Here is a 23494-nt window from a genome sequence, read left to right as displayed (position 1 = left end):
TGTATGCGAATCGGCTACAGCATGTGGGGCTTCCTCGGCGACGGGGTCGTGGACACCCCGGACGGAGCGCGAGCCTACCGTCGCCCGTTCGTCGACGGGCTGGTCTCGGCCGGGCACGAGATCGTGTTCCTCCAGGTCAACCGCGACTTGTACGAGGCGGGGGAGGATCTGCGCGACCGGTACCGGTGGCACATGGGCTTCCCGGACTTGGATGCGCTGATCTTTGAATGGCGGTGGCCGTTGCTTGGCCGCAACACAACCCGCTGCGGCATCCTCGGGCACACCTGTGATCTGCACAGACAGAACGAGCTGTTCGCCCGCTACACCTCAGCCGGCACGCCGACGCTGGTGTGGGACCTCGACCGGCGACTGACGGCCGACGATCAGGATCGGCAGCTGCCGAACGTGGCGGTGGGCGAGTTCGCGCTCCAGCCCACGCCCGGCGCAGCGAACTTGTTCTGCCCGGTACCCGACGATCTGCTGGATGCTGCGGACCCGCAGCAACTCGCGGCGGCGGACCGGACGACACCGCTGGTATATGTCGGAAACCAGTACGACAGGGACAAGGCATTCGACCGCTACTTCGCTCCGCCCGCCCTGACCATCCCGCACCGGGTAGCAGGGAAATGGCCGCAGACTGAGGCGTGGCCGCACGTGTCGTTCACCGGCCGGTGCGGGTTCGCCGAGGTGAAGCAGATTCACCGCGCGGCGCTGGCAACCGTGCTGCTGTTGCCGGAGCGGTACGCGACGGTCGGGCACATGACCTCCCGCTGGTTCGAAGCCCTCCTGGCGGGCTGCATCCCCCTCATGCCGGCCGACATCCATGGCGTTGAGGCGTACGGGCCGCACGAGTTGCGGGTCGAAGACGGGCGTGACGTTATCGAGAAGCTCGCCTGGCTGCGGTCCATCGCAGGCAGCGGCGAGCACGCCGACCTCATCGCCGCATGCCTCGGCTATCTGGAGCCGTTCCGCTGCTCCGCGCAGGTCGCGATCGCGGTCAAGCTCCTGGAGGGCCTGTCGTGATCACCGGACCAGTCTTCGCCACCTTCACCGACGCCTACCTGGCCGTGCTCGGCGAGATCTACCAGCGGCCCAGCTACTCCACCTCCGCACGAGGCAAGACGGCGACCGAAGCGATCAACGTCAGCTTCACCATCGCCAACCCGGTCGCCCGGACGCCGTACCTGGCCGCCCGCCGGGCGAACGTCGTGTTCAACCACGCCGAAGCGCTGTGGTACCTCGCAGGCCGGGACGACCTCGACATGATCGCCCACTACGCCCGCCGGCTACGCGGCCTCTCCACCGACGGGAAAACGCTGACCGGCACCGCGTACGGGCCGCGCCTGTTCAACCCGTCCGCCCCGGACGGGCTCAGCCAGTTCGACCGGGTGCTCAACCTGCTGCGAACCGACCCGGACACCAAGCGCGCCGCGATGCTCGTCATGCGCCCGGATGAGCTGGCGGACGCCGGCAACCCGGACGTCGCCTGCACGCTCGCGCTGCAGTTCATGCTGCGGGCCGGCCGGCTGCATATGACCGCGTACATGCGCGGCAACGACGCGATGGTCGGTCTGCTCGGCGACACCTTCGCGTTCACCTTCATCCAGGAGTTCGCCGCGCGCCTCCTCGGCGTCGATGTCGGCGCCTACGGGCACCACGTCGGCTCGATGCACATCAACGCCCTCAACATCCCAGCGGTCGAGCGCATCCTGGCTGAGCAGACCGTGCACGTCTTCCCGCACACCGCAATGCCGGCTGGAACCTCCTGGGCGGATCTGGACACCGTCCTGGATTGGGAGCAGCGGCTGCGTTCCAACCAGGACACCTTCTCGCCCGACCGGGTCGACCTCGACCTGTACTGGCGGGAGGTCATCGCCCTGTTCGAGGTGCACCGGCAGATCACCCACTATCCCGACCAGCCGGTCACCGCCGATGCTCTCGATCTGCTCCGCCCCGGTCACCGTTGGCTGGTCGAGCAGCGCTGGCCTGACCGTATGCCTGCGGCGGTGTCGCCGTGACCACCGCGGTCGAGGTGGACTGGACCCGCTGGACCGTTGTACTCCTCAAACCCGACTGCGTCGCGCGTGGCCTCGTCGAGCCGGTGCTCACTTGGGTCAGCACTGAGGTCAGTCTCGTTGACCAGCGGCTGGTTACGCCGACTGAGGAACAGGTCTTCGCCCACTACGCCGACCTACTCACCATCCGCCGGCATCACTTCACCTGGGTCGACGTTGCCGACGACCTTCGCCGCACGTACGTCGGCCAGCCGGTCGGCATCGCCCTCGGCCACGGGCCCAACGCAGCACCCCGGTTGCGTGACCTCCTCGGCCACTTCGACCCCAGCCATGCCGGCCTGCTGACGATCCGCGGCCGCTTCGGCCGGGACTCCCTGCGGCAAGCCCAGGCCGAGGGACGGCTCATCGCCAACGTCATCCACTCCTCCGACGACCCGACCGGCGCCGAACGCGAGTTCGCGATCTGGTACGGCCCCACGCTACGGCACCTGCTCACCCGCGATGGAGATCCCGATGACCGCTGAAGCGATCGGCATTCACACCGGACCCCGAACCCTGCCGCTCCTGTCCGACCAGGCCAAGGCGCAACTCGACCCGTATATGGCGCTGATTGTCGGCTACCGCAAGTCCGGCCTGAGCCTGAACCACATCATCGGTTGCCCCCTCGACTGCGGTTACTGCGTCCGCCACTTCTGGGGGAACTTCGACGTCAAGGTCCCACACCTGCTCTGCACGACGGACGAGGCGATCGAGCAACTCGTCGGCCACCACGCCTTCCAGCCCCACGTGACGCCGATCCAGCTGTTCAACAAGGCCACCGACCCGTTCCTGCCAGGCGTCAAGCCGCACCTGTTTCAGGTGCTGCACGCCCTCGACCAGCGTGGCTACACCAACCACGTTCTGGTCATCACCCGGTTCAAAGTCACCGCCGCAGACATGTCCGAGCTGGAGACGCTGCGGCACCTGCGGGTCACGCTGCTGTTCACGTACTCCGGCATCACTGACCCGCGCGTCGAACCAATCGCCAAGAGCGACGCGACCGTCACCTCGATCCGCACCGCGGCGGCGCACAAGAAGCGGACCGGGGTGGTGCTCTACTGGCGGCCGATCGTGCCCGGCTGGAACGACGCGCCCGACACCATGGCCACCGTCCTCGACGTCGGTCGCGTGGTCGACGCGATCGTGTTCACCGGCTACTACCACAAACCTGAGAACGCCGGTTACCTACGTGAGCTCGGCGTCGACGTGCCCTACGCCGACGACTACGCCCGGCGGAAGGTGATGCCAGGCGAGCTGGACGCCCGCGTCGTCGCCGCATGGCGTACGTCCGGCATCGGCACGCCGCTGTTCCGCAAGACCTCCTGTGGAGTCGCCTTCGCGCACGCGGCACCTGACTACAACGGGCACTGGGGTGTCCGCGAACTGTGCGACATCTGCCCAGCGGCCCAGCGGCAGCGCTGCGCGGACGACTACCGCGAACCAGTGCCGGCCGACGTGGACACTGTGTTGACTCAGCTCGGCTACACCAGCGACTACCTCATCGAAGATGGACACGTCTGGACGCATGGCCTCGGCGAGCAGCGCCGGTACGCGATCCAGCACACTCTGCGGCACCAGATCTGGGAGCTCGACCAGCCGCACTACCTGCACGCCCACGGCCGCTCTCTGCTCGGCCACACGCCCGACGCCAGCCAGGCCGCCGCCCTCGCCGGCGTCCGCGCCAAGTTCGAGAACGCGGCACGCTACGAAGACGACTGAAGTGGACGCGGCGGGTGGCAGGATCAGGCCGGGGGTGAACAGGGTGGAGCTGGTAGCGATCGACCTTGAAGGCAGTGGCGCTCAAGACCGCGACGACGAGGCCATCCTTGAGATCGCCCTCGTGCCCATCGTGGACTGGCAGCCCGAAATAGCCGCCGCCTACTGCACCCTCATCAACCCTGGACGGCCGATCCCACAACGTCCATGGATCTCGCCCGGCCTAACCGACGCGGTCCTGCGCGATGCCCCGACCCTGGCCGAGGTCGAGCCGGAGCTGGCACGGCGGATCAACGGCAGGCACCTCGTCGGCCACAATGTCGGCGTCGACTGGCGGCTGCTCCGCCGACGCTGCCCCAACATCACGCCGGCCGGCTTGATCGACACGTTACGGCTCGCGCGGGCTACCGGTTCCAGCGCACGGAGTGGGCTTGGTGCACTTGTCGAACGATTCGGGCTGGTTAGTGACGTGAATCGACTCGCGACGGGAAGCGCGCCACACCGTGCCTTGTGGGACGCGGCCGCCTCCGCTGTTCTCCTGAGGGCACTCACAGATCAAGTGCTGGGCGGGAATGTGACCGTTGACGCGCTGATCCGAACAGCTAGCAACAAACGCGGTGGCGTCGCGAAGGCTGGCGCTGTACCGCAACAAAGCCTCTTCGACTCGGATCGTTGACGCATCGCCCGCGTCTCGTCCCCGCTACACCGGCCGGCTTCCCCGCAGACGACGGGCCGTGAGCTGCAGGAGGCGCGCACCGTGACTTGCTACTAACCTGAGGTCGCCCCGCGCCGGCTCGGGCTCCTCCCTTTCCAGGCGCAGGTGGCAGGCGCACAGAAGATCGCCGCCCGGACGACGTCGCGGATGATCGTCTTGGCTGAGCCGCAGCGCCTGCACCCCGGCCAGAGGGACGTATGAATCCTGTTCACTCACGTCGCGATCACCGTTGGGCTCTTGTGTTCATGGCCGGCTGCCGCGCATTCTATTGCGTTGCCTTCCGGGCCGGATAGGAGGTGTCCAACGGCGTGGATCGCAGTCTGGATGCGTTGCGGAAGACGACCAAGTTGATGGACTTCCTTGCCGAGGTCACCGCCGCGGTCGAGCGTGACCCGATCACTGACATTCTCGATGAGGATGCTGATCCGCCTGATCCGATCGTGTGGCTCGATAGGTTGCCGGAAGGCGTCCGGCTTGTGCCTTACCCGGACGACGATGTGATCTTGCGGCTCCGCCCGCCGAGGTCGTTGCCGGAGCCGCTTCCGCCATCAGGGCTGTTCGGGTGGATCGACTCGGAGGCACCCCGTGGCGTCGAGGGGCCCGCACCGTGTCTGCTGGACGTCGGACCGACCTCTGATGCCGTCGAGGTTCGCGGCGAGCCACCGGCCAGAGTGGAGCGCGCATTCGGCGCATGGGCGCAGCGGTGGCAGTCGTGGCGAGACAACGAAAGGCGTTTGCGGAGCGTCCGCGTGGTGTACGAAGCGCTCGAACGCGCTGCCAAGACTATGGAGCAACAGGACGACGAGTACGAGTTCGTGTTGGGCGTGGGGCTGCTGCGTTGGGCAACTCCTGACGGCATGCTTGTTCGTCGGCATCTAGTGACCGAGACGGCTGTTACGCGCCTTGATCGGAAGACGGCTGAGGTGTCGGTGTCGCTCGGCGGGGGACGCCGTCGGGTCGAAGACCGGGAGATCTTCAACGAGTACGAACGGTTCCGGGCAGATCGCGGGCGGCCCACGCGCCAAGAGATTGCCGACGGCGACGGACCGATACTGGCGCCGGAGCTGTTGCCGCGAATCGTGGATCTGCTCGGGGACTGCCTGGACACGCCGGTACAGACCGGCGACCGGGGCCTGACCGTCAGCGGCCCGTTACCGACGACTCCAACGCTTGCCTTATCGCCGGCGCTGTTCGTGCGTCGCCGGAGCCGGGCCCTGCTAGCAGAGGCCTACCAGCAGATCGGTGAGGCGTTGCGGCAGCCCGACGCACAGGTACCAGTAGCACTTGCGCAGCTCGTGGTCGACACCGAACCCAAGCAGCGCAGCACGTGGCTACGCGAGCAGGGTGCCATTCACGGTGATGTGCTCGGCAGCGACCCCTTGTTCCCGCTGCCGACAAACGACGAGCAGATGCGGGTGATCGGCCTGCTCCGGTCGGAGACTGGCATCGTGGTGCAGGGCCCGCCAGGCACGGGCAAGACCCATACGATCGCGAACCTGGTTTCGGCGTTGCTCGCCCGTGGTCAGCGTGTCCTGGTCACGAGCCAGAAGGATCAGGCGCTCAGTGAGCTTCGCGACAAGGTGCCGCCGTCGTTGCGTGATCTGTGCGTCCAGATGACCGGCGGCAGCAACGTCGCGGCGGAGCTCGGTCGCGGCCTCGACGCCCTGTCCGACGCAATGGCCTCTTCAGAGACCACCGACCTGGCCGACCGCATCGAGATGCTCCGGGCCGAACGCGGTGACTTGCGGTCCCGGTCGGTGCGGCTCAACGAGCGTATTCAGCGCCTCCGTGAGGCCGAGTTCGTCGCGCATGATCCTGTTGTCCCGGGTTTCAGCACCGATCGCTACCGTGGCTCACTCGGACAGATCGCACGCGAGGTGACAGCCGGCGCCAGCCGGTTCGGGTGGATGCCGCCGGTCGCCCCGGATATGTCCGACTACCCGCCACTTCTGCCCGTCGAAGCCCTGGAGCTATTGCAGTTGATGCGCACGACGAGTCCCGCCCGCCGCGCCCGTCTGCAGCAACGAATTCCCGAGCCGGCAGACCTACCGACTCCAGCGGCCGTCACGAAGACGTTCGTCGCGGAGCGTGAAGCACGAGCCGGGCTTCAGCCGAACGTGAGCCCACTAACGATACGACTTGCTGCCGCGGGCGAAGGTCTCTTGGCGGACTTAGAGCGGCTCGGGCGCCGGTTCGCCACCATCATCGAGCGCCTCGGACTCGACTCCGGCGAAAATACGGCGGCCACGCCCGAATGGGTAGCCCGCGCAGCGGCGGACCAGTTTGCCGGCCGACACAGCGGGCTGTGGCGTCGTCTGGCAGAGGTACATGGCCAGGCCGACCGCCTGCAAGACAAACTCCGAACACATGCTCTTGGGTTCGAGGTAGAAATCAAGTCCGGTGGCGACCTGAGTATTGGATCGGCCCGCCGCATGCTCACCGTAGGCCGCGAGCTGCATCAGTACCTTGTCCACGGCGACACGTACCGCACATTGCTTGCTTCCCGGCGGGCTCGGCGCCGCGCCACGATCCTGATGCAGAACGTTGAGGTCGACGGTGAGGCGCCGGTTACCTTGCCGCTGCTGGAAGCCGCGCTTGACCACCTTGAGGCGCACGTCGCCGCCGCCCAGCTTGTGCGCCTGTGGGCTGACGTCCGGGTGACCGTTCCGACGGGCCGGGTAGGTGCGACGCTGTCTGAGCTGCAAGACTGCGACCGCCTATTCGTCCAGATCCGGTCACTCGCCACCGTGCACTCTGAAATCCGGGAACGGCTGGAGTCGGCAGGCCTGTCCCCCAGGATGCCGAACATCGATGACGTCGCCGCCCTCATCGCGTCCGCGACGGCCGCACGCCAGCATGTCCGTCTACGCCACGCCCAAGCGGCAGTCGAGGCATTGCAGGAAACCGTCCGACGACGGATAGCACCCGGCGATTCCTGCCCAGAGCTCGGACTGTTGGCGGACGCCATACAGAACAGGTCCCTGGATGCGTATCAGCATGGCATCGATGCTATTGATGCGGCGCGCGGTGAACGCTACGCCGAAGGGCGCCGCGTCATGCTCGCGGAAAACCTGGGCGCCGTCCACCCGGGCCTGCTTGCCCTCCTCCAGGAAACCGTTGACGACACGCGTTGGGAAGACCGGCTCCGGCAGCTGCCTGCTGCTTGGGCCTGGTCCAAAGCGGACCAGTACGTGCGGGGACAGCGGACCGCCGACACCGAACGCGAGATCGCCAAGGAGTATGACGCGGTAGAAGCCCACCTAGCCCAGGTGACGGAGCAATTGGCGGCCGCCGAGGCCATCCGGAGCTGCGCCGCTCGAATGACCGACAAGCACGCGAGCGCTCTCCGCAGCTACCGCGCATTCCGAATCCAGGTCGGAGCCGGAGCCGGAAGCAAGGCACGAGAACTGCGCAAGGCGGCCCGGGCGGCGATGGACAAAGCGAAGGGCGCTGTGCCCGCCTGGGTCCTGCCCTTGCCCAACCTGCTGGAGAGCCTCCCCGTTGAACGCAATGCGTTCGACGTGATCATCGTCGACGAAGCGAGTCAGGTGGGTCTGGAACACCTGTTTCTGCTGTGGTTGGCACCAAGGATCATCGTCGTTGGCGACGACCAGCAGTGCACGCCCGCGCCCAACCGCATGGGACGAAGCTTCGACGTCCACTTCCAGAGCCTCCGCGAGCACCTCGGGGACCTGGACATAGAGATCAGATACCAGTTCACACCCAAGTCACATCTCTACGGGCTGTTGTCGGCCCGATCGGGCAAAGACGCCGTTGTACGCCTACGGGAACACTTCCGCTGTATGCCGGAGATCATCAACTGGTCAGCAGCCCAGTTCTACCGCGGTACCAACGAGATCATCGCACTGCGTGAACGCACGGCCGCCGACCTGGAACCTCTCCGCGTCGTACACGTGACGGGCGCTTATCCGGAGGGCAAAGGGCAGAAACTCCGCAACCCGGTCGAGGCTAAACGCATCGTGGCGCAACTCCTAGATTGCCTCGCCGACCCACGCTACGAGGGCAAGAACTTCGGCATCATCGTCCTCCACGGGCACGATCAGATCAGACTCCTCGACCAGGAGATCAACGCCAACATCCCACCCGAGACTCGCGCTGCCAGGCAGATCAGCGTGGGCTCGGCGCCCAACTTCCAGGGAGCCGAGCGCGACGTCGTTTTCCTGTCGGCCGTCGTCACCGAACCGCCGCGACGACTGGGCCAACACCTGTACCAGAACTACAACGTGGCGGCGAGCCGGGCACGAGACCAGCTCTGGATGTTCACCTCGGTCCGGCCGACCGACTACAAACCGGGCGATCTTCGCGCATCGCTCGCCAGCTACATGCTCAACCCGCCTTCCGTCTACGGCCCCTCACCCGACCTAAAGACCGTCAGCGCTGATCAACACTGCGTCCCGTTCCAGTCGCTGTTTGAACAGCGTGTGTACCGCGTCCTCAAACGGCGCGGCTACCACGTTGTTCCCCAACTCAAGGTCGGCTCGCGTTCGCTGGACCTGGTGGTCGTCGGCGACGGCGGCCGGCTTGCTGTGGAATGCGACGGACACCGGTGGCATACCTCGCCCAGCGACGTAGTCGCCGATGCGCGACGCGACCGGGAGCTACGCCGCATGGGCTGGGAAGTCCTCCGGATACGCGAGAGCGAGTTCGAGATCAACCCGGAACGGGAGATGAATCCCGTGTTCTCGCGGCTGGCCGAACGCGACATCCATCCACGGTCCGTTCAGGCGTCAACTGCGAACACCTGGGTCCCTGTCGACCTCCCCCTCGATGACGAAGAAGGCGGACCACAATGAACGGCGGTAATGCGAGCAACGGCAGCGACATCCGCGTCGAGCTCGACGACAACGTTCTCGGTCGTCTCGCCGACCTCATCTGCGGCGACGACACCACTCCCTACTACCGCACCGGCCGCCAGATCACCGCCCTTTTCGAGGCCGCCGGCTGGCGCCGTGTCGGTGAGGTCGACGGCACCCGGCGAGCCTGGGTGCATGACCTACTACGCCAACGCCGGCGCGACTCCGACGCGCTGCACCGTCTGCTGCTCCGGCTCGCGGATCCCCGCGAGTACCTCGACGACGACGAAGTTCGAACGCACGTGGTACAAGACCTCAACGAGTTGCTGGCGGTGGAGGGGTACCAAGTCCTGTACGCGGGCGGCCGACCGAAGCTGATCACACAAACACCGACGATGAAGCGACCGGCGATGCAGGCCCCGATCCAACTGATCGCCAGCCTTGCCAACATCGTCAGCGACGCCGACTTCGGACGGCAGCTCAAGGCCCGGCTCGACGAGGCCTTCGTCTGCTGGCAGTCCGGTGCCTGCACCGCTGCAGTCATCATGCTCGGCAGCGTCATGGAGGGCGTCCTGTACGACGTCGCCCTCGCCCGCCACACCGAAGGCAGCCAGCCCAGCGACCACCTCCAGTCGCTCATCGAACTTGCCGCCAAGAAACGCTGGATCGCCCAGGATGTCATCGACTACGCCCACGTCCTGCGCAACCATCGAAACCTCGTGCATCCCAGGAAGCAACTCCGCGAGGGCTACGCCCCGGAGGACGACACGGTCCGAATCGCCTGGAACGTGGTCGTGGCCGCACTCAACGACTTGGAACAAACTTTGGCATGACACGCTTGTCAGACCGCAGACGACTCAGGCCAATCACCTTTGAGGTGCTTGGCCCGTGCCCACAATCGTCTACGAGGGGCTCGCGCGGTTGCTCAATAAGAGGCGGCCATCAGGGTAAGCGCACATACTTTCGCGTTGCCAGGCTGGTGTACATATAAGCGTTCGTATGCAACACAAAATATTATCCATCGTCCGGCAGACTATTCGGGTGGCGCGGCGGTTCTGCGTACGGGCCCATGACTCCGCGTATTGTCGGAATTAGCAGCAAGTCGGCGCAGGCTGTTGGCCTCATCCAGTTCTCCCTGGCCGGCTAGTGTGTCCGCGAGAAGGGCCGCCGCGTGGGCGTCGCCAGTCTCGGCTGACCGCCGATACCAGTATTCCGCCTCGTCGGCTTCGCCTCGCCTATCAAGCACGACTGCTAGGAGGAGTAGGGCATGGTTCTCGCCGGCATCCGCAGCTGCGCGATACCAGCGCTCGGACTCAGCCCGATCGTCGTGCTCAAGTGACATGCCGAGTAGAACCATAGCGTGAGTATCGCCAGCGTTTGCGGCTCGCTGAAGCCACAACTTGGCCTCCTCGCTGGAACCCGCAGCCTCGTTCTGAGCTGCCAGCTTGATCATGGCTTGGGTATTGCCTAGTTCGACGGCGCTGTGGTACCAGGCATGCGCCTGCTCGACCTCGCCGCGTTTCGCGAGTAGATTCGCCAGCATGACCATGGCGTTGCCATCGCCGCCGCGCGCAACTTTCTCATACCAACGCTCAGCTTCACCATCCAGGCCACGTCGTTCAAGGAGTAGAGCGAGCATTAGGCTCGCAAGCTCGTTGCCCGTGCCCGCTCCTCGGCGATACCAATTCTCGGCCTCGTCAACAGATTCTTGTTTCTCAAACGATATTCCAAGGGCAACTGCGGCATGAGTTTCGCCTTCGTCGAAGGCACGCCGATACAGCGTGTTCGCCTCATCCGTCGCCCCATGTTTTCCCCGCAATATCCCGAGCATGATCATCGCGCGCGCACTACCTCGTTCGACGGCCGTACGATACCACTGCTCTGCCTCAGCGGAGCCGGTTCTTTCCAGCAGGAGTCCCAGCGCGACCATGGCACGGACATGGCCGCTCCCGCCTGCGAGACGGTATAGACGCTCGGCTTCGGGCGCGTTTCCTTGCTTTTCCAATAGCGCTCCGAGCATGGCTGTTGCATCGACGTCGCCATCCTCAACCGCGAGGCGGTACAGATGCTCGGCTTCGCGAACATCCCCTCGCTTTTCGCGCAGCCATCCGAGTACTGGTAAGGCGTGCCTTTCGCCGGCCTCCACCGCCCGACGATACCAGCTTTCGGCGTCATTCAGCCGGTTTGCTTCTTCGCTTAGTATCCCAATCCTTACCATTGCGAACGTTGCGCCAGCGTCCGCAGCCTGGCGATACCAGTACTCTGCCTCCGGTTGGTTGCGCTTATGGAGCAGTAATCCTAGGTTAAGCATTGCCTCGGTATAGCCGTCGTTAGCCAGTGGTCGAATGGCTGTTTCGGCAACGTCGGAACGGCTCGCGAAATAGGCGGCGGTGGCTATCGAGTACCTGGCGTACGGCTCGTCGAAGGTCAGCAGCGTCGTCCAGACCGCCTCTCCCACATCGCGTCGTGCGAGAGGGCCCTCTCCCGCCTCGGTCCGGTCAAGTAAGTAGTCTGAAGCGGCATAGCAATCGCCATCCTGGGGTATCAAACACGAGCTTGCGCCCAAGAGTGGCTCGCTTGCCCATTCCAATCCTCTTCTGAGAGATGGCAAGTCAGCTCGATTGCTCCGCGCGGGATTGAGGTAATGTCGAAACAGTTGAGCCAGGACATTTGCGGGCACGGCATAGGGATAACCCGCACGGCGGCAGTCCACCGCTGCGGTAATTAGTGCCTGCCCAACGTCGGCGACGTCGTCCCCGTCAAACGACCACCGTTGCATCATCGGCGGGCCAGCAGCTAGGTACTCGGCAAATCCCACATTGGAGTTTGCCGCCTCTACGACACGTTGGTCACTACTAACGGCGGCCGCCGATTTCTCTGTCTCCGTGAGGAACTGACCCACGTGGACGCGGCGTCGGCCTCGAATGTGTTGGACTACCTGCACGCCCGGCCAGTCGATGTCAAGAGCATTAAGTGCGTCTGTGCCGCGCCCTGACCGAGCGGCCTGATCGAGCCTCTCTAGTTCTTCCCCCCGTAGGGTTGCCACTACCAGTACGTCGTGTCGCCTGTCGCTGCAAAGTCGCTCTATTAGGTTCTGATCAACGCCGCCGGGAACCAGATAGCGCTCAAGATCATCGAGCCAAACGACCGAATCGCGCGGCTCGAACCCATCGTCGACGAGTTCCCGTAGCGCCGGGCCAGACGCTGGGACTAGCAGGCAGTGGTTCGGTCGAAGCCGCCGAATAGCCTCGAATGCGCTGCGTGTCTTTCCGGCGGCTGCCCGCCCATGTACTAGAACGACGCCACCAGAAGCGATGGCCCATTCCAAATCGTCATCTCCAACGCGAGGAACATAGGTGGGCAAACTACCGTCGTTGCACTCAATTGAGACGATGGCGGCCTTAACGCCCACGTCTTGAGCTAAGACATCCCGTACCAATGGCAAGCCCTTGCTGTTCACAAACAAGAGACAACGGCGCAGCGCAGCGTCCGCATCGGGGACAAGCAGTTTGCCCTTCGGAACGCCCCACTTGTCGATGGCGGCACCGACGGCGCCTGCAACACCGACGAAGCCCCCTATAATGCTCATCCACTGGTCTGCGTTGTTGCGTCCCTCTTTTGCCAGGAACGCCACCAGTACGCCTAGGCCGACAAGGGCGGCGATGATCAGCAGGCGTCGTCGCACGGCTCCATCCTCGAGGCTCTCGACGTCTTGGCTGCTACTGGGCAGCCCACGTTTCTGCCGGTAAGAGTACGAGGGTCCTCATTGGAGCTTCTGCCCCCATCCCTCGCTCAAGTGCCCGGGTGATACAGCTCAAATGCCGTACCTTGTCCGTCGCAGAGTGCATGAACATGTCCGCCTGACAACGGATCATCAGGACCGCTGGGCGGCGCGGCAAGGCCGCCCAGCACTCATCCTCCCGTCCTCGCAAGAGTTGCCGTGGCAGCGGCATGTCTGCCGAGGCCGACCGGGCGCTGGGTGAGCACGGCTATCGCCAGGCGACCTCTGGCTATATGTCGACCTCTGGCTATTTGTACTGCCTTTCGATCTGCACGTTGGCCTTCAAGATCTTGACCAGGAGCGAGGCGCGAGCGTTGGAGACCGCGTGACCGCTGCGGCGCAACTGCTCGGTGAGTGCCTTGCGCGTCAGCGGGCGGCCCTGCTCTGCCAATACGTCTCTTGCGGCAGCAGCCGCCGGCAGGACATGGACAACGTCCTCGATCTGGGCTGTGTCGAACTGTCCGGACCCCGGCGGCTCTGCGGACCGGTCCGGGACGGTGGCATACGAGCCCCAGGACTGTAGGTCCGTGTCCGGGACCGAAGGGATCGCTGCCGGACCTTCTCCATGAACGCTTGCCGCTGAGGACAGCCGGACGACCGTGTGAGCGCGACGGTCCTCGCACCCATCGATGTCGTCCGTGACGTGAGACGCTGCTGCGACAACTGTCCTACGAGAGTGAGCGACCTCCGAGACCGACGCCTCGTGGCTCGCAGCGGTCCGGGTGGACGCTGGTGAAGGGTCGGCGGCGAAGGGCGGGCCGGAGGTGGTCCGTCCGAGAGCGATCTTGACCATCACGAGGAAACCAAGCGCGGGCAGCGCCGCAGCGATCCAGCCGATCACGGACAGCTCGGCCTCCACAACCTGCGCCGAGATCGACAGCGTCACAGCGCACACCAGCACGGTGACCGGGAAGAGTACCGGCTTGCGCCGCCGCTTACGCTGGCGCATCTCAAGCCCCGACGCGATGGACATCAGCTCCAGCACCACCGCGTCTGCCCAGGCCAACCACCCGCCTTGCCCATGAGCGGCAGCGACGTTGTGCACGTGCGTGAAGCTCGCCGCCCCGGCGGCCCCACCGATCGCGAGCATGATGACGACCTGGACGACGCCCTCGACCCGAGCCGCCTTCATCGACCCGTCCCAGCGAGGAAGTCGAACGCGGGCAGAGAACGAGCGAGCCGGTAGACCGCGATCGCCGACCCTGCCGGCCCGTTAAGGCGCTGTACCCGCCCGCGATCGAGCGAGGCCAGCAACACCGCACCGTGCATGACGCAGCCAGCTGCACTGCCCCCGGTGCGATCGACGACCAGCACCGCATCGCGGGCGCCGTCGCACGGCCGTGGATCGTCGACATGGGCGGCCGTACAGCGGGGAGAAGTGGACACGGACAGACCTCCGTTCAGGAGGCCCCGAACCGGCGCCGTCGCCCGAAGAAAGCAAGATCCTTTGTTGGGGATCTGTTGGGGAACGGCGTCGGACCCACCCGATCGGCGCCGGAGGCGGCCGGATGACCTTGCGAGGAACGCGAGGTCGGGGCTGCCTTCCGGGACTGGCGCGGATCAAGCACATCGACCTGAGCTGATCTTCCAAACTGACGGTGCGGGTTCGATTCCCGTCGCCCGCTCTGGAGTTTCAGCAGCTCAACGGCCAAGGGCCGAGCCTGCCCACCACCGCCCGGTTGCACGTGGCAGGTGTGGTCGTGGCGCCTACCCTCGTCGCATGAGCGCAGGGACGTCCTCCGAGGCTGCCTTCGTCGCCTGGCGGGAGGCCCTCCTGTACCTGACGCGGAGCGAACCGGCGGCCCGGGACTGGCGATACGCCAGGTACGCCTTCCGGCACCGGCTGGGCAAGGAGATCGCTGGCCTCGCGACCGGCCCGGCCGTCTACGGGGTGTGGCTGGAATGGGGTCTGGTCTACCTCGGCCAGACGCTCGATGCGAAACGGCGGCTCTTCGACCTGCCGATAGGCGACAGCCATCACCTGGCCAACACCTTCCCGCCGGAGATCTGGCACCGGGTCGTCGTCACGACCTGGCCTGAGCTTCCCGCGGCCGGGGAGGTTGGGGGCCTCTCGCCGCAGGAGGTCGGGCTTGGGCTGGAGTACGGGCTCCAGCGGCGGCTCGGCCCGATCTTCAACGCCGAGCGGCGTACACCGGATGGAGGCTGGCGGGCGAACACGCTGGAGCGGAGTAACTCCCGTGGCGCACGTGTCCACCTGCTGGTCGGACCGCTCCTGGACGAGGTCGAGCGGTTGTGGAAGGTCGCCGGCTCGGCCGTGCCGGGAGATGCCCGACCCTCCCGGGCTGCCGCGTGATCTTCCCCGCTGACCTGCTGCCCCGGCTCGCGCCGTAGCCGAGAGCCCCAGGTCGACGAGCGGCGCCACATCCCTACGCCCGGTGGGCGGTGCCACCGTGGCAGGGAGCAGGCGGCCGCCGCTGGGCAGTCGCCTTGATGTCGGCGAGCAGTCGGCGGCGAGCCTTGGGGCCGATGAGGTGGCCGCCCACGGAGAGGCTCTTGATGCCCGTGGTGTTGGCGATGTCGCGCAGTGGGTCGGCGTCCGGCAGTACCAGGTCAGCGACCTTGCCCCGCTCGACCGTGCCCTGATCGCGGCGGCCGAGGTCGCGGGCGGGATCGAGGGCGGCGCGCGGACGCCGCGTGGCGCGTCGACCAAGTGACGCCGGTCACCGCCGCGCACGCCACACCGGCCGCCGCGCACGCCACACCGGCCGCCGCGCCCGCCGCGCCGGCCAGCACCGGACGCCGCGAAATCGTCCCTGCCATGATCACTCCCCGCGCCGTCGCAATCTGTCACCGACCACTCCCGTCACGTCGAGGTCGTGGGGTAGTGAGGCCCGTAGCCCAGGTGGGGAGTGGGGAAACGCCTACCTCGGCCGGCTGGCCAGGCAGGGGGCGCTGAGCGGGGGAGGGACCGGCCGCCGCGCATTCCGTGCGGCCGCTCTACACTCGACCGAGCCGCTATCGCGTCCGCGTGACGCCGCACGGCCCACAAGCCTGGAAGATCCATCGAGGAGTACGCCTGTGAAGAGCACCGTCGAGACCCTGAGCCCGACCAGGGTGCGGCTCGCCATCGAGGTGCCGTTCGTCGAGCTTGAGCCAAGCCTCAAGAAGGCGTACCGGGAGATCGGCCAGCAGATCCAGATCCCCGGCTTCCGGCGCGGCAAGGTGCCGGCGGCGGTGATCGACCAGCGGGTCGGCCGCGCCGCGGTGATCAATGAGGCCGTGCAGGAGGCGATCCCCGCCCAGATCCTCGCCGCCGTGCGTGAGCACGACGTGAAGATGCTGGGGCGGCCGGAGCTGGAGACCTTCCCCGAGGTCACGGATGGCGAGCCGCTGAAGTTCACCGCCGAGATCGACGTGCGGCCCGAGATCACCCTGCCCGACCTCTCCACGATCGAGATCACGGTCGACGAGCTCCAGATCGCCGAGAGCGAGATCGACGAGCAGGTCAAGGGCCTGCGGGAGCGTTTCGCCACCCTCAAGACGGTGGAGCGGGCGGCCCAGGAGGGCGACTACGTCCAGATCGACCTCGCCGCGACCGTCGACGGTGAGGAGGTGCCGGGCGGCTCGGCCACCAACATCTCCCACGAGGTGGGCAGCAAGCAACTGCTCCCCGGTCTCGACGAAGTGCTGGTGGGCCTCTCCGCCGGCGACTCGAGCAACTTCGTCACGCAGCTGGTGGGCGGCGACTTCGCCGGCCGCGACGCCGATGTGGCGGTCACGGTCCGCACGGTCAAGGAGAAGCAGCTGCCCGAGCTCGACGACGAGTTCGCCCAGCTGGCCAGCGAGTTCGACACGCTCGACGAGCTGCGTAACGACCTGCGCGAGCGGGTCACCCGGGTGAAGAAGGTGGAGCAGCTCTACGCGGCCCGCGACAAGGCGCTCGCCGAGCTGGTCGAGGCCGCCGAGGTGCCGGCGCCCGAGGGCGTGGTCCGGGAAGAGGTCGACCACCGCAAGCAGGCGATGGCCGACCAGCTGGAGCGGATCGGCGCTTCCCTCGACGAGTACCTCGCCGCGGAGGAGAAGACCGAGGAGCAGATCGACGCCGAGCTGGCCGAGGCGGCCACCGAGGGCGTCAAGATCCAGCTGCTGCTCGACACGCTCGCCGACGCCGAGGACGTACAGGTCTCCGACGACGAGTTCGGCCACGAGATCATGCACCGGGCGCAGCGCGCCGGCGTGCAGCCGCAGCAGTACTACGACCAGCTCGTGCGGTCGGGCACCGCCGGCGCCGTCTTCGGCGACGTCCGCCGGGGCAAGGCGCTCGCGGTGGTCATGGAGCGGATCAAGATCAAAGACGCCGCCGGCAACGAGTTGAGCATGGATGACCTCCGTGGCGGGAGCGCCGACGAGCACGACCACGACCACTGACATCGGGTACGGCTGCCGCGGCACGCCCGTGCGCTGAGAGCGAACGTGGCGGCTGCGGCTGCGACCAGTGGCTAAGGTCGGTCGTACGGAGACAATTGCGAAGGGCTTGCCATGACCGATCAGCATTTCCCTGTGATGCCCACGCGGGCGATCGAGGCCCGCGGAGGCGACGCGCTCAGTGGCAACCTCGACGACACCGTCTACAACCGCCTGCTCAAGGAGCGCATCGTCTTCCTGGGCAGTGAGGTGACCGACAACGTGGCCAACCGCATCTGCGCGCAGCTGCTGCTGCTCGCGGCGGAAGACCCGGAGCGGGACATCTACCTGTACATCAACTCGCCCGGCGGCTCGGTCTACTCCGGCATGGCGATCTACGACACGATGCAGTTCATCGACAACGACGTGCAGACGATCGCGATGGGCATGGCCGCGTCGATGGGTCAGCTGCTGCTGTGCGCGGGCACGCGGGGCAAGCGCTTCGCGCTCCCGCACGCGCGGATCATGATGCACCAGCCGTCCGGCGGCATGGGGGGTACGGCCTCCGACATCGCCATCCAGGCGGAGCAGATGCTGTACACGAAGCGGATGTTCCAGGAGCGCGTGGCGTTCCACACCGGGCAGACCCAGGCGCAGATCGAGGCCGACTCCGACCGTGACCGCTGGTTCACGGCTCAGGAGGCCAAGGACTACGGGTTCATCGACCACGTGATCACCGGGGCGACCCAGGTCCCGTCCGGCGCCGGCACGCTGAGCTGAGGAAAGACATCATGACTGAACTGCAGATCCCGGGGGGCCTCCGCGAGGTCCACAACCGGTACATCATTCCGTCGTTCGTCGAGCGCACGTCGTACGGGGTCAAGGAGTCCAACCCGTACAACAAGATGTTCGAAGACCGGATCATCTTCCTCGGTGTGCAGGTCGATGACGCCTCGGCCAACGACGTGATGGCGCAGCTGCTGACGCTCGAGGGCACCGACCCCGACCGCGACATCACGATGTACATCAACTCGCCCGGTGGCTCGTTCACGGCCATGACGGCGATCTACGACACGATGCAGTACGTGCGTCCCGACATCGTGACGGTGTGCCTCGGCCAGGCGGCGAGCGCGGCGGCGGTGCTGCTGGCGGCCGGCACGCCGGGCAAGCGGATGGCGCTGCCGCACTCGCGGATCATCATCCACCAGCCGGCCACCGAGGGCGGCTACGGGCAGGGTTCCGACATCGAGATCCAGGCCCGCGAGATCATGCGGATGCGTACCCAGCTGGAAGACCTGCTGGCGGTGCACTCGCGGCAGCCAGTCGAGAAGGTCCGCAAGGACATCGACCGCGACAAGATCATGACGGCCGAAGAGGCCAAGGAGTACGGCATGGTCGACACCGTGCTGGCGAGCCGCAAGAAGGGCCTCGTCGCGGCGGCAAGCGCGAGCTGACCCTCCGGGAGTCAGGGGCGGGCCGGTCCTCTTAGACTGGCAAGCCCCTGACACACCCATTTTGGGGGTCGGATTACGCCCAAGCAGCGGGTAACGTCGAGGTGCACAGGACATGCCCCGGCCCTCCCGGGGCGTCGATCGGGAATCCACGAGGCAGGACTGTCCTCAGGCCAGGGCCGGCATTCCGGCCGATGAGCGCAGGGAGAACGTAGGTGGCACGGATCGGCGACGGCGGCGACCTACTGAAGTGCTCGTTCTGCGGTAAGTCGCAGAAGCAGGTCAAGAAGCTCATCGCGGGCCCGGGGGTCTACATTTGCGACGAGTGCATCGACCTGTGTAACGAGATCATCGAGGAAGAGCTGGCCGAGTCGGGCGAGGTCAAGTGGGAAGAGCTTCCCAAGCCCATGGAGATCTGCCAGTTTCTCGACCAATACGTGGTGGGCCAGGACCAGGCGAAGAAAGCTCTCGCCGTGGCGGTCTACAACCACTACAAGCGCATCCAGGCTGAGGCGGCTGGTGCGCCCGGGTCCGGCGGTGAAGCGGTCGAGTTGGCAAAGTCCAACATCCTGCTCATCGGCCCCACGGGCTGCGGCAAGACCCACCTGGCGCAGACACTCGCCCGCATGCTCAACGTGCCGTTCGCCATCGCCGACGCCACCGCGCTCACCGAGGCCGGCTACGTCGGCGAGGATGTGGAAAACATCCTGCTCAAGCTCATCCAGGCGGCCGACTACGACATCAAGCGGGCCGAGACCGGCATCATCTACATCGATGAGGTCGACAAGATCGCAAGGAAGAGCGAAAACCCTTCGATCACGCGCGACGTGTCGGGCGAGGGCGTGCAGCAGGCTCTTCTGAAGATCCTGGAGGGCACGGTCGCCAACGTGCCGCCGCAGGGCGGGCGCAAGCACCCCCACCAGGAGTTCATCCAGATCGACACGACCAACGTGCTGTTCATCTGCGGCGGCGCGTTCGCCGGGCTCGACCGGATCATCGAGTCCCGCGTCGGCAAGGGCGGCCTCGGCTTCGGCGCCCACCTGCGGGCGGTCTCCGAGCGCTCGACCGACGACATCTTCAGCCAGGTCATGCCGGAAGACATGCTCAAGTTCGGGCTGATCCCGGAGTTCATCGGCCGGCTCCCCGTGATCACCACGGTGCGTAACCTCGACCGCCAGGCGCTCATCAAGATCCTGACCGAGCCGCGCAACGCCTACGTGAAGCAGTACCAGCGCCTCTTCGAGCTCGACGGCGTGGAGCTGGAGTTCGACATCGCGGCGCTCGAGGCGATCGCCGACCAGGCCATGCTCCGCGGCACCGGCGCCCGTGGCCTCCGCGCCATCATGGAAGAGGTCCTCCTCTCCGTGATGTACGAGGTCCCCAGCAACCCCGACGCCGCACGCGTGCTGATCACGCGCGAGGTCGTGATGGAAAACGTCTACCCGACGATCGTGCCGCGTGAGTTCACCGGGCGGCGGCGGCGTGAGCACCGCGAGGAGAAGACCGCGTAGCGGTTCGAGGTTGTGAAGGGGCCGGGGTGACCGGCTCCGAGATGGATTCTGCCGAGTTCAGGACTGCCCTGGGGGTCCCAGCCTGCGGTCCCACTCGGTGTTGGGCACGATGACGACCATGATCAAGCGGATCTCGGTCGAGCCGGCGTTGCGGTAGGTGTGCGGGCGGTCGGCCGGAAAGTCGATCGTCTGGCCCGATTCCACCGTGTGGTCGACGCCGTCCACGGTCATCGCGAGCGTGCCGGCGAGGACGTGGAGGACCTCGCGCGTACCCGGCATGTGGTTTTCGGACGTGTGGCGTTCACCGGGGGCGAGGCGCCACTCCCACAGCTCCACGAAGCTCGGATCGTTCATGCCGCGCAGCAGCCGCCCGAAGCCGCCCTCGCCGCCTCGCCACAGCTGGGGTGCGGCCTCGGCGTCGGAGATGCGGACCGTACGCTCTTCCGCCGGCTCCAGCAGCCGCGCGATCGTCACGCCGAACGCGTCCGCGATCCGCACCAGCGTCCCCACACTCGGGTTGGTGCGCGCCGCCTCGATCTGCACGAGCATGCCCTTGCTGACCCCGGATCGGCCGGCGAGTTCGTCGAGGGACCAGCCGCGTGCGGTGCGCAGCCCGCGTACGTGTCCGGCCACCGCCGCGGTGAGCGCGGCCACAGCGTCGGTCAATTGAGTGTCCTTCGCGGTCAATATTGTGGTACGACAGCACGGTGACCCCCATTGTCCTCGCCGCCCTGTCCGCCCTGATCTGGGGCACCGCCGACTACTCCGGTGGACGGGCCTCGCAGCGCGCGCACCCTCTCGCGGTGACGGTGATCTCGCAGGCGCTGTGCCTGCCGACGCTCGCCCTGTGCGTGGTGCTGCTGCCCGGCACACCGAGCGCGGCCGACCTCGCGTGGGGCGCGAGCAGCGGCCTCGCCGGCTTCGTCGGGATCGTGCTGCTCTATCGGGCACTCGCCAGCGGCGCGATGGCCGTAGTCGCCCCGCTGGCGGCGGTCACGGCGGCGGTCGTGCCGATCGGGGTGGGGCTGCTCATGGACCGTACCCCCGGATTGCTCGCCCTCGGCGGCGCCGGAGTCGCGGTCGTCGCCATCGGCCTGGTGAGCCTGGCGCCACACACCGGACGCGTCGCCGTCTCACCGCGCCTGGTCACGATGTCGCTGGTGGCGGGCGTCTTCTTCGGCCTCTTCTTCACGCTCCTGGGGCAGTCGAGCGAAGAATCGGGCATGTGGCCACTCGCCGCCGGACGGCTCAGCTCCGTCGCGGTCGGTGCCGCGATCCTCCTTGGTACGCGCACGCCGGCTCGCCTCCCGCGACCGGTGCTTGGTTGGGCGGCGGTCGCCGGCACGCTGGAGATCGTGGCGAACGCGCTCTACCTGGCCGCGGCCGTGCGCGGGCACCTGAGCATCGTCGCCGCCATCGCGTCGCTCTATCCGGCCAGTACCGTCCTCCTGGCGCTCGCCATCGACCGCGAGCGGCTGCGGCCGGTGCAGATCGCGGGTCTCGGTCTCGCGGCGACTGCGCTCGTGCTCGCGACCACGTAGCCTGGCGACATGCGCGTCGCCGTGTGCCAGTTGAACGCCCGCGAAGACCGTGCCGCCAACCTGGCCACCGCCGGCGAGCTGTTGAAGAAAGCCGCTGACAGCGGGGCTGACCTCGCCGTCCTTCCGGAGTACGTCGACTACCTCGGCCCCGGTGCCGGCGTGCCCAAGCCGGAGGCGGTCGACGGCGAGTTCGCGACGCACTTCGCGGAGGCGGCGCGCTCGCTGGGCATGTGGGTGCTGGCCGGGTCGTTCCACGAGGCGGGGCCGGATGCTGAGCGCACGTACAACACGTCGCTCGTGTTCGACCGGAGCGGCGAGCTGGCCGCGATCTACCGGAAGATCCACCTGTACGACGTGGAGATCCCCGGCCGCGTCTCGTACCACGAGTCGCGCACCGTCGCGCCCGGCACCGAGACGGTCGTCGTCGACGTCGAGGGCGTGCCGGTGGGCCTCTCCATCTGCTACGACCTGCGCTTTCCCGAGCTCTACCGGCATTTGGCGATCGGCGGCGCGCAGGTGCTGGTCGTGCCGGCGGCGTTCATGCTGCACACCGGGCGCGACCACTGGGAGGTCCTGCTGCGCGCGCGGGCGATCGAAAACCAGTGCTACGTGCTGGCCGCGGGGCAGATCGGCAACCACGACCCGGGTCGCACATGCTTCGGGCGGAGCATGGTCGTCGACCCGTGGGGCACGGTGCTGGCGCAGGCACCCGACACAGTGGGCGTCACAGTGGCCGACCTCGACCTGTCCAGGCTGGCCACCATCCGCCAGGAGTTGCCCAGCCTGGCCAACCGCCGGCTGGCGTAACCCCGTCCGCCGCTCGGTGTCAGCTCCAGAGCACGCCGATGACAGTGAGCCCGACCACGACTCCGCCGCTGATCAGCATCATCGTGGTCATGCGGGATGGTCCGCGCATGATGAGGCGGTGCACGGAGCCCACGATCGCGACCAGGACGACCGCCCCGATCACCAGCTGCCAAAACGGCAGGAGCAGGCCGAGCAGCGCGTCTTCGGCGAGGACCATGCAGCAACTCTTCCACGCCGGCACGATGAGCGTGTGCCGCCGCACGGTGAGGCGGGCCGAGGCAGGGCAGCCGACGCAGTGACAAACGCTGATTTGCGTTCCGGGGACGGGCCGCGTAACTTTCTCTCTGCCCACGGGGTACGGACATAACGGCCGGAACCGGGGCACGGGCGGTGCAATCGACCGGGAGACCGGATTTGAGATTGCGAAGCCGACCGGGTAAGGTAGACAAGCCGGCAGGAGCCGGGCGGATGCGGTGACAAGCGCCTCTGGTGCGGATGCCGATCGGCCGGTCTGCAAGCTTCCCTCGCAAGGACAACCCACCGGGCAACCGGTGTGCTGGAGTGCGGGGACCTTCGGGCGATGCGAAGTTGAGCCAAAGATCCGGCTTGACACCGCGAGATCGACCGGGTAAGTTGGGCGAGTTGCCCCGGGAGCGGGGCCCCCAAGCGGGGGATTCGGTTCCGGTGTGTGTTTGTTCTTTGAGAACTCAACAGGGTGTTTGTATAAGCCAGTGCCAAG

General features: G+C 66.7%; 19 protein-coding genes. 15 read left to right on the top strand and 4 right to left on the bottom strand.

Going from position 1 to position 23494, the window contains the following annotated elements; genetic code table 11:
* Positions 1–3 precede the first annotated feature (3 nt).
* From ACFFIA_RS24480 to ACFFIA_RS24450, 7 genes are all read left to right on the top strand, one after another.
* Positions 4–1023 (top strand): hypothetical protein, encoded by a 1020-nt coding sequence (locus ACFFIA_RS24480; protein ID WP_377254160.1) that lies wholly within the window; start codon positions 4–6, stop codon positions 1021–1023.
* Positions 1020–2018, top strand: coding sequence for a thymidylate synthase (locus ACFFIA_RS24475; RefSeq protein ID WP_377254158.1), 999 nt, complete (start codon positions 1020–1022; stop codon positions 2016–2018). Before ACFFIA_RS24480 ends, ACFFIA_RS24475 begins: the two co-directional genes overlap by 4 nt.
* Complete coding sequence (locus ACFFIA_RS24470) at positions 2015–2539, top strand: nucleoside-diphosphate kinase (protein ID WP_377254156.1); 525 nt, start codon at positions 2015–2017, stop codon at positions 2537–2539. Before ACFFIA_RS24475 ends, ACFFIA_RS24470 begins: the two co-directional genes overlap by 4 nt.
* Positions 2529–3773 carry a hypothetical protein gene (locus ACFFIA_RS24465; protein ID WP_377254154.1) on the top strand — a complete coding sequence of 415 codons (1245 nt, stop codon included), beginning with the start codon at positions 2529–2531 and terminating at the stop codon, positions 3771–3773. Before ACFFIA_RS24470 ends, ACFFIA_RS24465 begins: the two co-directional genes overlap by 11 nt.
* A gap of 43 nt (positions 3774–3816) precedes the next feature.
* Positions 3817–4446 (top strand): 3'-5' exonuclease, encoded by a 630-nt coding sequence (locus ACFFIA_RS24460; protein ID WP_377254152.1) that lies wholly within the window; start codon positions 3817–3819, stop codon positions 4444–4446.
* A gap of 347 nt (positions 4447–4793) precedes the next feature.
* A complete protein-coding gene (locus ACFFIA_RS24455; RefSeq protein ID WP_377254150.1) occupies positions 4794–9299 on the top strand; it encodes a PDDEXK-like endonuclease domain-containing protein in 4506 nt (1501 codons plus the stop codon).
* Positions 9296–10132, top strand: a complete 837-nt coding sequence (locus ACFFIA_RS24450; protein ID WP_377254148.1) for a hypothetical protein — start codon at positions 9296–9298, stop codon at positions 10130–10132. Before ACFFIA_RS24455 ends, ACFFIA_RS24450 begins: the two co-directional genes overlap by 4 nt.
* A 200-nt stretch (positions 10133–10332) precedes the next feature.
* On the opposite strand, the gene ACFFIA_RS24445 is transcribed toward ACFFIA_RS24450, so the two are convergent.
* Positions 10333–12984, bottom strand: a complete 2652-nt coding sequence (locus tag ACFFIA_RS24445) for a tetratricopeptide repeat protein (RefSeq protein ID WP_377254146.1) — start codon at positions 12982–12984, stop codon at positions 10333–10335.
* Between the two features lie 343 nt (positions 12985–13327).
* Positions 13328–14212, bottom strand: coding sequence for a DUF2637 domain-containing protein (locus tag ACFFIA_RS24440; RefSeq protein ID WP_377254144.1), 885 nt, complete (start codon positions 14210–14212; stop codon positions 13328–13330).
* Positions 14213–14800: 588 nt separating this feature from the next.
* Between ACFFIA_RS24440 and ACFFIA_RS24435 the strand changes: the two genes are divergently transcribed.
* The 6 genes from ACFFIA_RS24435 (at position 14801) to clpX (ending at position 20407) form a co-directional block, all read left to right on the top strand.
* Complete coding sequence (locus tag ACFFIA_RS24435; RefSeq protein ID WP_377254142.1) at positions 14801–15394, top strand: hypothetical protein; 594 nt, start codon at positions 14801–14803, stop codon at positions 15392–15394.
* 97 nt (positions 15395–15491) lie between these two features.
* Positions 15492–15755, top strand: a complete 264-nt coding sequence (locus ACFFIA_RS24430; RefSeq protein WP_377254140.1) for a hypothetical protein — start codon at positions 15492–15494, stop codon at positions 15753–15755.
* A gap of 364 nt (positions 15756–16119) precedes the next feature.
* Positions 16120–17469, top strand: coding sequence for a trigger factor (gene tig / locus ACFFIA_RS24425; protein ID WP_377254138.1), 1350 nt, complete (start codon positions 16120–16122; stop codon positions 17467–17469).
* Positions 17470–17580: 111 nt separating this feature from the next.
* The gene (locus ACFFIA_RS24420) at positions 17581–18225 is read left to right on the top strand and encodes an ATP-dependent Clp protease proteolytic subunit (RefSeq protein WP_377254136.1); all 645 of its coding nucleotides are present in this window, start codon (positions 17581–17583) and stop codon (positions 18223–18225) included.
* An 11-nt stretch (positions 18226–18236) separates the two neighbouring features.
* Positions 18237–18899, top strand: a complete 663-nt coding sequence (locus tag ACFFIA_RS24415; RefSeq protein WP_377254134.1) for an ATP-dependent Clp protease proteolytic subunit — start codon at positions 18237–18239, stop codon at positions 18897–18899.
* Positions 18900–19111: 212 nt separating this feature from the next.
* Positions 19112–20407 carry an ATP-dependent Clp protease ATP-binding subunit ClpX gene (gene clpX / locus ACFFIA_RS24410; protein ID WP_377254132.1) on the top strand — a complete coding sequence of 432 codons (1296 nt, stop codon included), beginning with the start codon at positions 19112–19114 and terminating at the stop codon, positions 20405–20407.
* Positions 20408–20464: 57 nt separating this feature from the next.
* Here the strand turns inward: clpX and ACFFIA_RS24405 are convergent, their stop codons facing one another.
* Positions 20465–21073, bottom strand: a complete 609-nt coding sequence (locus ACFFIA_RS24405; RefSeq protein WP_377254130.1) for a helix-turn-helix domain-containing protein — start codon at positions 21071–21073, stop codon at positions 20465–20467.
* A gap of 41 nt (positions 21074–21114) precedes the next feature.
* On the opposite strand from ACFFIA_RS24405, the gene ACFFIA_RS24400 reads away from it, so the two are divergent.
* Both ACFFIA_RS24400 and ACFFIA_RS24395 read left to right on the top strand, forming a co-directional pair.
* Positions 21115–21948, top strand: coding sequence for an EamA family transporter (locus ACFFIA_RS24400; RefSeq protein ID WP_377254128.1), 834 nt, complete (start codon positions 21115–21117; stop codon positions 21946–21948).
* A 9-nt stretch (positions 21949–21957) separates the two neighbouring features.
* Entirely contained in the window at positions 21958–22755 is a 798-nt protein-coding gene (locus ACFFIA_RS24395) for a carbon-nitrogen hydrolase family protein (protein ID WP_377254126.1), read from the top strand.
* Between the two features lie 19 nt (positions 22756–22774).
* Here ACFFIA_RS24395 and ACFFIA_RS24390 read toward each other — a convergent pair whose 3' ends face one another.
* Positions 22775–22972, bottom strand: a complete 198-nt coding sequence (locus ACFFIA_RS24390) for a hypothetical protein (protein ID WP_173070183.1) — start codon at positions 22970–22972, stop codon at positions 22775–22777.
* Between the last annotated feature and the right edge of the window lie 522 nt (positions 22973–23494).

The sequence above is a fragment of the Phytohabitans kaempferiae genome (assembly GCF_042433955.1).
GTDB lineage: Bacteria > Actinomycetota > Actinomycetes > Mycobacteriales > Micromonosporaceae > Phytohabitans > Phytohabitans kaempferiae.
This window is presented reverse-complemented; position numbering and strand designations above follow the sequence as displayed.